At 41.5% G+C, this 13415-nt stretch carries 12 protein-coding genes; 11 read left to right on the forward strand and 1 reads right to left on the reverse strand.

Annotated features, from left to right (window positions below):
- Window positions 1-108: 108 nt before the first annotated feature.
- The 10 genes from nlpI to deoD all read left to right on the forward strand — a co-directional run bounded on the left by nlpI (window position 109) and on the right by deoD (window position 11460).
- Window positions 109-1014 (forward strand): lipoprotein NlpI, encoded by a 906-nt coding sequence (nlpI, locus tag AB4140_RS02500; protein ID WP_102439555.1) that lies wholly within the window; start codon window positions 109-111, stop codon window positions 1012-1014.
- 172 nt (window positions 1015-1186) lie between these two features.
- Complete coding sequence (gene prfC / locus AB4140_RS02505) at window positions 1187-2770, forward strand: peptide chain release factor 3 (protein WP_076542871.1); 1584 nt, start codon at window positions 1187-1189, stop codon at window positions 2768-2770.
- Between the two features lie 173 nt (window positions 2771-2943).
- Window positions 2944-3705, forward strand: a complete 762-nt coding sequence (locus AB4140_RS02510; RefSeq protein WP_371999659.1) for a TatD family hydrolase — start codon at window positions 2944-2946, stop codon at window positions 3703-3705.
- A gap of 184 nt (window positions 3706-3889) precedes the next feature.
- The gene (locus AB4140_RS02515) at window positions 3890-5152 is read left to right on the forward strand and encodes a NupC/NupG family nucleoside CNT transporter (protein WP_102439553.1); all 1263 of its coding nucleotides are present in this window, start codon (window positions 3890-3892) and stop codon (window positions 5150-5152) included.
- A gap of 66 nt (window positions 5153-5218) precedes the next feature.
- Window positions 5219-5464, forward strand: a complete 246-nt coding sequence (locus AB4140_RS02520; protein ID WP_371999661.1) for a hypothetical protein — start codon at window positions 5219-5221, stop codon at window positions 5462-5464.
- A gap of 398 nt (window positions 5465-5862) precedes the next feature.
- Window positions 5863-6765 carry an outer membrane protein OmpK gene (locus AB4140_RS02525; protein WP_371999663.1) on the forward strand — a complete coding sequence of 301 codons (903 nt, stop codon included), beginning with the start codon at window positions 5863-5865 and terminating at the stop codon, window positions 6763-6765.
- Window positions 6766-7159: 394 nt separating this feature from the next.
- Window positions 7160-7933 (forward strand): deoxyribose-phosphate aldolase, encoded by a 774-nt coding sequence (gene deoC / locus AB4140_RS02530; protein WP_076543290.1) that lies wholly within the window; start codon window positions 7160-7162, stop codon window positions 7931-7933.
- A gap of 128 nt (window positions 7934-8061) precedes the next feature.
- Window positions 8062-9393 carry a thymidine phosphorylase gene (gene deoA, locus AB4140_RS02535; protein ID WP_371999665.1) on the forward strand — a complete coding sequence of 444 codons (1332 nt, stop codon included), beginning with the start codon at window positions 8062-8064 and terminating at the stop codon, window positions 9391-9393.
- 13 nt (window positions 9394-9406) lie between these two features.
- Entirely contained in the window at window positions 9407-10624 is a 1218-nt protein-coding gene (locus tag AB4140_RS02540; protein ID WP_102436196.1) for a phosphopentomutase, read from the forward strand.
- A 125-nt stretch (window positions 10625-10749) separates the two neighbouring features.
- Entirely contained in the window at window positions 10750-11460 is a 711-nt protein-coding gene (deoD, locus tag AB4140_RS02545; RefSeq protein ID WP_076543293.1) for a purine-nucleoside phosphorylase, read from the forward strand.
- A gap of 63 nt (window positions 11461-11523) precedes the next feature.
- Here the strand turns inward: deoD and AB4140_RS02550 are convergent, their stop codons facing one another.
- Window positions 11524-12342 carry an AhpA/YtjB family protein gene (locus AB4140_RS02550; RefSeq protein WP_102436194.1) on the reverse strand — a complete coding sequence of 273 codons (819 nt, stop codon included), beginning with the start codon at window positions 12340-12342 and terminating at the stop codon, window positions 11524-11526.
- A gap of 87 nt (window positions 12343-12429) precedes the next feature.
- Between AB4140_RS02550 and serB the strand changes: the two genes are divergently transcribed.
- A partial coding sequence (gene serB, locus AB4140_RS02555; protein WP_102477167.1) for a phosphoserine phosphatase SerB occupies window positions 12430-13415 on the forward strand: 986 nt, incomplete at its 3' end.

The raw sequence follows: 13415 nt of genomic DNA on the forward strand, positions 1-13415 counted from the left end.
TTTATTGGCAAAATTTAGCCAATGATAAATTTATCTTTAACTGCGTAGCCCTTGGCGCTATTGGTTGATATGATGCAAACTAACTATAGAACCTGATAAGGTATTTAAATGGAACATAAATTACGGACCACTGTGGTAGCATTATGTGTCGGTGCCAGTATGTTATTGTCAGGTTGTGCTTCACTTTCAGGCAATGATAATAGCGCAGCGTCAGGCAAAGTGATGGTTTCTCCCAAAGTGCCTGATTACAAGTTAGAAGTCACTTTAGCTAAGCTCAATGACATTTTAGCCTCTATGGAATTAACCACTGAGCAACGAGCACGCTTTCATTATGACCGTGGTGTTATCTACGATAGTGTTGGCCTACGACTACTAGCTAAAATTGATTTTCACCAAGCGATAAAATTACAACCTAATCTTGCTGATGCATATAATTTCTTAGGGATTTATTACACCCAAGAAGGCGAGTTTGAACCTGCTTATGAGTCTTTTGATGGGGTCTTAGAGTTATCACCCCAATATGATTATGCTTATCTCAACCGTGGTATTGCTTTGTATTACGGTGAACGCTATGAGTTAGCCACTGAAGATATGCGCACATTTTTGGCCCAAGCACCTGCTGATGGTTATCGTGCTTTGTGGTTATACCTAGTGCAAGTGCCGACAGATCAGCAAGCAGCGCAAGCCGAGCTATTAACTAACCGCCAATCGCTTAACGATCAGGCGTGGTCTTCAGTCATCATTGATTATTACCTTGGTAAGCTGACTAAAGAGCAAGTTTTTGATGCAGCTAAAGTCAACCTGACTCAACCTCAGGAGTATGCTGAGCGTCTGTGTGAAGCCTATTTCTACCTAGCTAAAAAAGCGGTGGAGCAAAAAGATTATCAACTGGCAGCGGATTATTATCGCTTAAGCTTGGCAACAAATATTTATGATTTTGTTGAACATCGTTATGCCAGAATAGAGCTAGCCCAAGCGCTGCAAATACTTGAACAATCTACAGTCGCTAATTAATAATAATTGTTAGCTCAGCACAAAGGCTAATGCATCGGCATTAGCCTTTTGGGTTTTTGGGTTTTTGGGTTTTTTAAACCATCACCATTTGGGTTTAAGTGAGTTTACCTAGCCAACCTAGATGGGAAACGCTATAATTTGCGCCTTTTTATTATGCTAGGGCAAGTAAACCATGTCAGTTCAAACAGTAGAGGTCGATAAACGTCGTACCTTCGCGATTATTTCGCATCCTGATGCCGGTAAGACCACTATTACTGAGAAAGTACTTTTATTCGGACAAGCAATTCAAACTGCAGGTACCGTTAAAGGTCGTGGCTCTAAACAGCATGCAAAATCTGACTGGATGGAAATGGAAAAAGACCGTGGTATTTCTATTACTACTTCGGTAATGCAATTTCCTTACAGTGATTGCCTAGTAAACCTACTTGATACTCCAGGTCACGAAGACTTCTCTGAAGATACTTACCGTACCTTAACCGCTGTTGACTCATGTCTTATGGTGATCGACGCGGCCAAAGGTGTCGAAGACCGAACCCGTAAACTAATGGAAGTTACCCGTTTACGTGACACACCAATCGTGACATTCATGAATAAATGTGACCGTGATATTCGCGATCCTATGGAAGTGATGGACGAAGTTGAAACTGAGCTAAAAATCGCATGTGCGCCAATCACTTGGCCGATTGGCTGTGGTAAGTCGTTTAAAGGGGTTTATCATATCCATCGCGACGAAGCAATTTTATACCAGTCAGGTTTAGGGCATAAAATTCAAGAAGTGCGTACAGTGAAAGGCCTTGATAATCCTGAACTTGATGTAGCAATTGGTGCTGAACTTGCTGAGTTATTACGTGAAGAATTAGAACTTGTGATCGGTGCATCACATGAGTTCGATTTAGAGGCGTTTCTAGCCGGTAAACTTTCACCTGTCTATTTTGGTACCGCATTAGGTAACTTTGGTGTTGATCATATACTTGACGGTTTAACTGAGTGGGCACCTAAGCCTCAACCTCGCGCCACTGAAGTACGTGATATTCATGCTGAAGAAGAAAAGTTCTCTGGCTTTATCTTCAAAATCCAAGCGAACATGGATCCTAAGCATCGTGACCGCGTCGCATTTATGCGTATTGTGTCTGGTAAGTACGAGAAAGGCATGAAAATGCATCATGTACGTGTCGGTAAAGATGTGCGTATTTCTGATGCGTTAACCTTCGTTGCTGGTGATCGTGAGCAAGTTGAAGAAGCCTACCCAGGTGATATTATCGGTTTACATAACCATGGCACCATTCAAATTGGTGATACTTTCAGCCAAGGTGAAAAAGTTAAGTTTACTGGTATTCCTAACTTTGCCCCTGAAATGTTCCGCCGTATTCGCTTAAAAGATCCGTTAAAGCAAAAGCAATTGCTTAAAGGTCTCGTACAGCTTGCCGAAGAAGGCGCTGTTCAAGTCTTTAGACCGCTAGATACCAACGACTTAATTGTGGGCGCAGTTGGCGTACTGCAGTTTGAAGTGGTTGTTGGACGCCTTAAGAGTGAATATAACGTCGAAGCGATTTATGAAGGCATTAGTGTTTCAACCGCCCGCTGGGTTTACTGTAAAGATGAGCGTAAACTCGAAGAGTTCCGTCGTAAGTGCAGCAGCAATTTAGCCTTAGATGGTGGTAATAACCTAACTTATATTGCACCGACTATGGTAAATCTGAATTTATCCATGGAACGTTACCCTGATGTAGAGTTCGCTAAAACTCGCGAAAACTAATCACTGGGGTGTTTGATGTTAAAAGGCGGTCTAACCGCCTTTTTTATTGGCTGTGATTTAAGCTTGAGGCTAATTTTATTCTATAGTGGCAAGATGAGTAACGTAAAAAGTGCTAAGCAGGTTTGCTGCATTAGCTGTGATTTGCAGTAAAGTTATTTGTTTGAGGGAAAGTGATGATAGATACCCATGCCCACCTTGATCTTGTGGATTTTGACCACGATAGAGCTGCTTTGTTTGCAAAGATGCGCGCAAACGGGATCGACAACGTCATTATTCCAGGGGTGAGTGAGTCATCTTGGGCTAAACAGCTAGAGGTTACCAGCGAGTTTGACTGCTATTTTGCCTTAGGTATCCACCCTTGGTATGTACCTGCTGACATTTCTCAAGCAGTGGCGGCGTTAAATAATCTCATCGCTAAACATAGGCCTAATCCAAGGTTTGTTGCCCTGGGGGAATGTGGTTTAGATAAGCTTCGACATTGGTCTAAATCACAGTTGGATTTACTCGAGGCTCAATTAGCATCAGCAATTGATTGGCAATTACCGGTGATTTTACATGCCGTAAAAGCTCATCCACAGCTATTAGCCATGTTGAAAAAATACCCTAACCCTAAAGGTGGGGTTATTCATGGCTTTTATGGCGCCCCAGAGTTGGCAAAATCTTATATTGAACTGGGCTATAAACTGGGAATAGGTGGGTTAATCATGAACCCTAGCGCCAAAAAGTTACAAAAAACGGTTACAGAAGTTGATATTAAACACTTCCTAATAGAAACCGACTCTCCCAGCATGGCGCCCTATAATTCACCAGATAAACGAAATACTCCGCTTCAGATAATAAGTTTTGTTGAACAGATAGCAAAATTACAAAAAAAAACCACTGTTTTAATTGTGGAACAGTTGGGGGTAAATGCTCGACAACTGTTTGAGCTGTAATTCTTTTTTTTTAAACACCGTAGTTGATGGGCGTTGCTGTGGGATAAGATCCTGAAATTAAACTCTAAAACTATGAACTAATCCACGATTTTCATCCGCTCGTCAGTTATAATCACTAACTGAAAATAGGTGAGTTAACAACAATTATACATATCGTTAACAAATTAAAAAAGGGTCGTGATTAATGGATATACTAATGAGTCTAGTAGGTGTGGTTACCATACTAGCAATCGGTTATGCACTATCAAATAACAGAAAAGCAATTAATGTGCGTACTGTTGGTGGTGCTTTAGCTATTCAAGCATTCTTTGCAGGTTTCGTTTTATACGTACCAGTGGGGAAAGATATCTTACAAGGTATGTCAGATGCCGTATCTAGTGTAATTAGTTATGCACAATCGGGCATTAACTTCGTATTTGGCGACTTAGCTCAATTCAAAGTTGGCTTTATTTTCGCGGTAAATGTTTTACCCGTTATCGTGTTCTTCTCTTCATTAATCGCAGTGCTTTACTACTTAGGCATTATGCAGTGGATCATCCGTCTCATCGGTGGTGGCTTGCAAAAAGCATTAGGTACTAGCCGTACTGAGTCTATGTCAGCGACAGCGAATATTTTCGTTGGTCAAACTGAAGCGCCACTAGTTGTTCGTCCATTTATTGCGACTATGACTAACTCTGAATTATTCGCAATCATGGTTGGTGGTTTAGCATCAATCGCGGGGTCAGTATTAGCCGGTTACGCGCAAATGGGTGTACCAATTGAATACTTAGTTGCTGCATCATTCATGGCGGCTCCTGGTGGTTTGATGATGGCTAAACTAATGCATCCTGAAACTGAAGAAGCTAAAAATGACATGTCAGATCTTCCTGAAGATCCTGATAAACCAGCTAACGTATTAGACGCTGCTGCTGGCGGTGCTTCATCTGGTATGCATTTAGCACTAAACGTGGGTGCAATGTTAATTGCCTTCGTTGGTTTAATTGCAATGGTCAACGGTATCATCGGTGGTGTAACTGGTTGGTTTGGTCTTGAAGGTATTACTTTAGAACTTATTCTTGGTTACATTTTCATGCCATTAGCATTCTTAATCGGTGTACCTTGGAACGAAGCGCTTGTAGCGGGTTCATTCATCGGCCAAAAGATTGTTGTAAACGAATTTGTTGCTTACCTAAACTTTGCTCCTTACTTACTTGATGCTTCTGCAGAAGGTTTCAAAGTAGTTGCTGAGACTGGCATGATGATGTCTGATAGAACCAAAGCTATCATTTCATTCGCATTATGTGGATTCGCTAACTTATCGTCTATTGCTATTCTATTAGGTGGTTTAGGTTCAATGGCTCCTAGTCGTCGCCATGACCTTGCTAAGCTTGGTATCCGTGCTGTTATTGCTGGTTCACTAGCTAACTTAATGAGTGCAACATTAGCGGGTCTATTCTTAGCGATTTAATATTCGCTATGGTTTAAACCTAGTTAATAAAAAGGCCGTTATTATTTATTAATAGCGGCCTTTTTTGTGTCTAAAAATAGTGGTTATCCTTGCATTGGCATTATGTGGCGCTGCTCACTTATCCGCTATGGCTATGGCTATGGCTATGGCTATGCTAATAGCTGGATTAGCTGGATTAGCTGGATTAGCTGGATTAGCTGGATTAGCTGGATTAGCTGGATTAGCTGGATTAGCTGGTTCCTACTGGTCACCATGAACTTGCTAAGTTTGATATACGTGCCGTTATTGATAGCTCGCTTGTTAACTTCTTAAGTTCAACATTTACGGGTCAATTTTTAGCGATGTTATAACTCCCATGATGTAAACATTACCAATAAAAAGGTCGTTATCATTTAGTAACTACGGCTTTTTTTTGTCTTTAAAAACAGGAATTCTCAGTGAATTTTACTTAATCAACTTTTGCTACAGCTGTTTATGGTGTGTTACTTGCTAGGGTTTTATATAATGATATTGGGCATATAAATAGTTTTATAGATTATTTAATTATTGGTTGTTAGTTAAAAGTAGCGACATTGTTCACGTTTTAGGATTAAGTATTCGTATTTTGTCTTTTTTGTATTGAGCTTTTGGCCGAAATAGGTACAATGCGAACGTTTATAAAAAACGCCATCCATGTAGGTGGTTAAAAACAAATATCAATGGGGTTGATAATGAAAAACGTTAAAACTTTAGCTTTAGCTGCAACAACTGTTGCTGCAATGTCTGCACCAGCAATGGCTGCTGACCGTACCGATTTACGTTCTGGCGATTACAGCTGGATGCAGTTCAACGCAATGTACGCAGTAAATGAGCTTCCACGCGATGGTTCTACTGATAATGGCCATGACTACTTAGAAATGGAATTTGGTGGTCGCGCTGGTATTGTTGATCTGTATGGCTATGTGGATGTTTTCAACTTAGCAAATAAAAACTACGGTGACAAAGGCGCTGGTGCTAGCAAGATGTTCATGAAGTTTGCTCCACGTTTTTCTCTTGATGCAATCACTGGCAAAGACCTTTCTTTTGGCCCAGTCCAAGAAGTTTACATCTCGACTTTATTTAACTTCGGTGGCGGTGCGATCACAGGCGAATACACAACTTTTGATAAAGATGGTAATGAAGTTGTACTTGATGCTGATGGTGACGTAAACAATGCTTCAATTGGTATCGGTGCTGACGTTATGGTTCCATGGTTAGGTAAAACTGGCATGAACTTATACGGTTTTTACGACCTAAATACTAAAGAGTGGAACGGTTACCAGTTCTCTATGAACTGGTTTAAGCCTGTGGTTAACTTTGATAACGGTACTTTTATTTCTTTCCAGGGCTATGTTGATTACCAGTTCGGTGCAGATGAAGTTAATGCGTATGATGAGGATGGTTCATACGAAAACACTACTTTCACCTCTAACGGTGGCGCGGCATATTTCGGTTTACATTGGCATTCAGACAACTACGCACTAGGTTACGGCTTAAAAGCGTATAAAGACGTTTACCTTCTTAAAGATGAAGGTACATTCGGTCTAGAAACTACCGGTTTCGCACATTACTTCACAGCAACTTACAAGTTCTAAGATTGCTTGAAAGTATAGAGCCACACTTGTGTGGCTCTATTTTTTTATTAATTTATGTTAGTATTTACTTAAATATACCGTAGAATTTGCTAAAGTGTATTTAGATAAATATTAAGGTCCAAATAAGTGATATTAGCTTGTCATTAATTTGGATTGATTTGCGCGCTAAAACGGATTTTTCGCGGAATGGATGAAACAATAATCTTTGTTTCACCTCTTCCGGTCTTCAAGGATTCAAGTCGTGGTACTCGTTATCAGATTGAATACTTAGTTCAGTAATTTATGAATTTATTTACTGGCAATGCTCGAAGGCCCGGCCCCATCAACACCCTAATGCCAGCTTAATTGCATTGCCATAACAAGATTAATTTATTTTTTGTTTTGGAGAGCACACATGAGTGATTTAAAAAAAGCAGCACAACTTGGCATTTCATTAATGGATTTAACCACATTAAATGATGATGATACTGACCAAAAGGTCATAGATTTATGTCATAAAGCGAATACTGCTGCTGGACATACCGCTGCAATTTGTATTTACCCTCGTTTTATCCCTATCGCTCGTAAAACCTTAAACGAACTTGATTGTGAAGACATCAAAATCGCCACAGTGACTAACTTCCCACACGGTAATGACGATATTGCTATCGCAGTATTAGAAACCCGTGCGGCTGTAGCTTACGGCGCAGACGAAGTTGATGTGGTATTTCCATACCGCTCATTAATGGCTGGCAACGAAAGCTTAGGTTTTGAGCTAGTCAAAGCGTGTAAAGAAGCCTGTGGCGATCAAGCTATCTTAAAAGTGATTATCGAATCAGGTGAGTTAAAAGATGCAGCGTTAATTCGTAAAGCATCTGAGCTTTCAATTGATGCAGGTGCTGACTTTATCAAAACATCAACCGGTAAAGTACCGGTTAATGCCACACTTGAAGCGGCTGAAATCATGTTAACCGTGATTAGCGAAAAGAACACCAATGTTGGTTTTAAACCAGCCGGTGGTGTACGTGACGCGGCTAAAACTGCCGAGTTTTTAGGTTTAGCTGAACGCATTCTAGGTGCTGACTGGGTTACTCCGGCACACTTTAGATTCGGCGCTTCAAGCTTATTAACTAGCTTACTTCATACTCTTGAGTTAGCCGATGCGCCTGCTGGTGCACAAGGTTACTAATCAAAGTTAGTATTGTACGGTTTTGACATAACGATTTAGCATGCACCGAATGGATCATTTTAGCCCATTCGGTGCCTTATTGTTGTAGCAAGATGGCTCAATAAATTCATCTTGCTGGAGGAAGTAGCATGTTTCTCGCTCAAGAAATTATTCGTAAAAAACGTAATGGTGATGCATTAAGCGCAGCTGAAATTCAATTTTTTGTTGATGGCATTACTCAAAATACCATTTCAGAAGGCCAAATAGCCGCTTTTGGTATGGCTGTTTATTTTCAAGATATGAACATGGATGAACGTATTGCCTTAACCACAGGTATGCGTGACTCAGGTACTGTATTAAACTGGGATGCACTGTCACTTGACGGCCCCATTATTGATAAGCACAGTACCGGCGGTGTTGGTGATGTCATTAGCCTGATGCTTGGCCCAATGGCGGCGGCATGTGGTGGTTATGTCCCGATGATTTCGGGTCGCGGCCTTGGTCATACTGGCGGCACCTTAGATAAATTTGATGCCATTCCTGGTTACCAAACCGAGCCATCAAGTGAGTTGTTTCGCAAAGTAGTTAAAGAAGCTGGCGTTGCCATTATTGGCCAAACCGGTGATTTAGTCCCAGCCGATAAGCGTTTCTATTCAATCCGTGATAATACCGCAACCGTTGAGTCTATCTCGTTAATTACTGCTTCAATTCTTTCTAAAAAGCTCGCAGCTGGGCTAGATGCTTTAGCAATGGACGTCAAAGTCGGTAGCGGCGCATTCATGCCTACTTATGAAGCCTCTGAAGAACTTGCTCGCAGTATTACAGCAGTGGCAAACGGTGCTGGCACTAAAACTACCGCTTTATTAACTGACATGAACCAAGTATTGGCATCATGTGCCGGTAACGCGGTTGAAGTGCGTGAAGCGATTAACTTTTTAACTGGCGCTTACCGTAACCCACGTCTTTACGAAGTCACTATGGGCCTATGTGCTGAAATGCTCGTACTTGGCGGCATTGCGCAAAATGATGCTGACGCACGTACAAAATTAAATACTGTTTTAAATAATGGTAAAGCGGCTGAAATTTTTGGCCGTATGGTATCAGGCCTTGGCGGGCCAGCAGATTTTGTTGAGTCTTATGACAAATATTTGCCACAGGCGAAAATTATTCGTCCTGTGTATGCCAACAAACAGGGTTTTGCTCATAGCATGGATACCCGAGAGTTAGGTTTAGCGGTAGTGACCTTAGGTGGTGGCCGCAGAAAGCCTGGCGACGCATTAGATTATAGCGTTGGATTAACAGAAGTATGTGCATTAGGTGATGAGATATCAGCTGATAAGCCTATCGCCATGGTACATGCTCAATCTGAAGCCGCTTTCGAAGAAGCCTCTGCTGCCGTTCAGCAGGCGATTAACATTGAAGATTCTGCGCCAGAAAAGACGCCTGAAATCTACCGTTATATCCGCGCTTCAGATTTATAATGGAGTAAAAATTATGAAACGTACATTTATTTTAATGTTGGATTCTTTTGGTGTTGGTGCTGCCACTGATGCTGAAAAATTCGGAGATACAGGTTCAGATACCTTTGGTCATATTGCTAAAGCCTGTGCTGAAGGCCGAGCCGATATTGGCCGAAAAGGACCATTAACACTGCCAAACCTGGCAAAGCTCGGTCTAGGCCATTTAGGTTTTGAAAGTACGGGTAAATTCGCCGATGGTTTCGCTGATAATATCGACGTGATTGGCGCTTATGGCCATGCGGATGAATTAAGCTCAGGTAAAGATACGCCTAGTGGACACTGGGAAATGGCTGGCGTGCCAGTATTGTATGAATGGGGTTACTTTTCTGATTTAACCAACTCTTTTCCAAAAGAGCTTACGGATAAAATCCTCAAACGTGCGGGCTTAACCGACTTTTTGGGTAATTGCCATGCTTCAGGTACAACAATTTTAGAAGAACTTGGCGAAGAACACATGCGCAGCGGTAAGCCAATTTTTTATACTTCAGCTGATTCAGTTTTTCAAATTGCCTGTCATGAAGAATCATTTGGTTTAGAAAACCTATACCGTTTGTGCGAAATTACCCGTGAAGAGCTAGAGCCTTACAATATTGGCCGCGTGATTGCGCGTCCATTTGTGGGCTCGGGTCCTGAAGATTTTGCCCGTACAGGTAATCGACATGATTATGCGGTATTACCGCCAGCGCCAACGGTATTAGATAAGCTTAAAGATGCCGGTGGTGAAGTGGTGAGTATTGGTAAAATTGCCGATATTTATGCTAACAGCGGTATTACCCAGAAATTTAAGGCAACAGGTCTTGAAGAGTTATTCGATGCAACCCTTGAGCAAATCAAGCGTGCTGAAGATAACACCATTGTATTTACTAACTTTGTTGACTTTGATTCCCACTACGGACACCGTCGTGATATTGCCGGTTACGCCAAAGCTTTAGAATACTTTGACCAACGTTTGCCAGAGTTATTAGCCTTACTTAACCCTGATGACTTGTTATTACTGACAGCCGATCATGGTTGCGATCCAAGCTGGGTTGGCACCGAGCATACCCGCGAACGTGTTCCTGTGATTGCTTTAGGCGCGGGGTTAGCTGCCGGTTCATTAGGCCGTAGAAACAGTTTTGCCGACATTGGGCAGTCTATTGCGACGTATTTTAAGCTTGAACCTATGGATTATGGCGAATCATTCATTAATTGATGATTCAAATGCTATCTACTAAGGTTAATCTGTTAATAAATATAGTAGAATCACGTCCGGCAGCGAAGGGGATGACTTTGCTGCCCACATATAAAGATATACGATAAAAATATAGGGGTTTTTCCATGGCTACACCACATATTAATGCTGTTGACGGTGCATTTGCTGAAACAGTTTTATTCCCAGGCGATCCATTACGTGCAAAATATATTGCTGAAACATTTTTAGAAAATGTAGAGCAAGTTACTGATGTACGTAACATGCTTGGTTTTACTGGAACATATAAAGGTACTCGCGTATCTGTAATGGGTTCTGGTATGGGTATTCCATCATGTTCTATTTATGCGCATGAGCTTATTTCTGATTACGGCGTTAAAAACCTAATCCGTGTTGGTTCTTGTGGCGCAATTAGCACTGACGTAAAAGTGCGTGATGTGATTATCGGAATGGGCGCTTGTACTGACTCGCAAGCAAACCGTTTACGTTTTAAAGGTCAAGATTTTGCTGCGATTGCAGATTATGGCTTAATGAACGCAGTGATCGAATCAGCTAAAACGCACGAAACTAAAGTGCGTGTAGGTAACGTTTTCTCTGCTGATTTATTCTACACTCCAGATCCTTCTATGTTCGATACCATGGAAAAAATGGGTGTACTTGGGGTCGAAATGGAAGCGGCAGGCCTTTACGGTGTTGCACACGAACTTGGCGCTAAAGCATTATGCGTAGTGACAGTTTCTGACCACATCAGAACCGGAGAAAAAACCACTTCTGATGAACGTCAAAATACTTTCAACGAAATGATTATCATGACATTAGATGCAGTAGTTACTCTGTAATTTAACGTTTATTATTTCGTAAAAAAGCGTAACTGATTTATCAGTTACGCTTTTTTTTAATGGTTAATTGGGTTTACTTTTATCATCAAGTCTGAGGTTTTCGGCTTCTAGTATCTCTTGTTTAAAAGTCATATTTTCATCGCTATCAGACTCTGTTATCAGTGATGATTTTGGGTTAGCGCTTTGGTCATCCACATCTGCCGGTTCAGTCCGGCTATCTTCAAGTTGATGCATTTCTTCAGACAAGCTTTTTTGCACTAATTGGCTATTTTTACGTCCTTGTTTGGCGCGAGTTTTACGTCGGTCGAAATCTGCGCGTTTAAACGAAAAGACCCGCGACAGCAGCAAACCAATAATACCTGCAATAATCAGCATAATTTGTTGTTGCTTCATATTTTCTTGATAGTGGCTTTTTAATTCATCAAAGAAAATATGTAAGTTTAACCTCACCTCGATATAGCCTAAGTTATTGTCACCTTGAAGCACGTTTTCAATTAAAGGTGGGTAGGGCGATAACATCTCAGTTAGTACTTTATCATCGGCGTCAAATTCGATGTCTGATACGCTTTGGGCAAACGCCAGCCTTACCCCTTGAGTACTGTACATGTTCACTGACATCACTTTTGGGTCGAGCACGAGCGCATTGGCTAGCCATTGTAGTTGCTCATCATTTTGTAGATGCATTGCTGGGGCTGCGCCATTGGCCACTTGTTGAGCTAATAAGCGCGCCATGATTTGGGTTTGCGAACTCAGCAGTTGCTGACCGTTATTAAGGCTCGACTTCCATAAATGCACTAAAGCAAATAATAAAATTACAGCAATGCTGATTTGAATTAATCTGCTGATTTTTTGGCTTTTTTTAAGACCTTTAACAAAAATCACTTTAATCCTTGGTCATTTTTCTATTTAATTAATACTAATCGAAATAATTCATTGTAGATAGTCGCAATCATTGGGGAAATGCAGTCCATGGAAACTCAGGTAAATATTCAGCCATTAACGTGGTTATTCTCAACATTTGATGCGACGTATAGCCATAATCATGTCACTTTAACTCGTTATTTTGAAGACGAGTATCTTAACAATGTTCAGGTTAAGTACCCTTATCGTTTTAGAGTGGTATTTGAAGCGCAATCTTTTGGGGCCATTAATGACTGGCTGGCAAAGTTAACCCAAGACTGCGCGATTACGCCTTTGATGAGACATAACGATTTACAAGGTTTTGAACTTGCCTCAACCTCAGCTTTAGGGACACTGATGAGTCAATTTCCGCTGCAGGTAAAAGCAGAACTTCTCAATATAACCGCGCCGCTAGCGAGCTTATTTAAACCGGGTCTATTAGTGATGGATATGGACTCCACCGCGATTCAAATAGAATGTATTGATGAATTAGCTGTGATGGCTGGCGTGGGTGAGGCGGTATCAGAAGTCACCGAAAGGGCCATGCAAGGGGAATTAGACTTTGAAGAGAGTTTACGCTTAAGGGTCAGTAAGCTTGCAGGCGCCAATGAGAGTATTATCAGCACTTTATGTGAGCAACTTCCTTTGATGCCAGGACTTAAAAGCCTAGTGGCAGAGCTAAAGTCTAACGAGTGGAAGTTAGTGTTAGCCTCGGGCGGATTCACCCCATTTGTGGGCTATTTAAAAGATTTACTGGATTTAGATGCCGCTTACGCCAATGAGCTGGTCATTGAAGCGGGTAAGTTAACCGGTGAAGTAACAGGTGATGTGGTTGATGCCCAATATAAAGCCAATGTGATTGATAAGTGCAGTGCCACTTGGCAAATTGCTGCAGGGCAACGGCTGGCCATTGGCGATGGCGCCAACGATATTCCTATGGTTAATGCTGCTGATTTTGGTATTGCCTTCCATGCTAAGCCGAAACTGCTTGCTGCAGCCGATGCGAGTATCAATAACTTGGATTTACGCTGCTTAGTGTATTACTTGCAAGCCTA

Source organism: Shewanella sp. 10N.286.51.B2 (assembly GCF_041469265.1).
Lineage (GTDB): Bacteria > Pseudomonadota > Gammaproteobacteria > Enterobacterales > Shewanellaceae > Shewanella.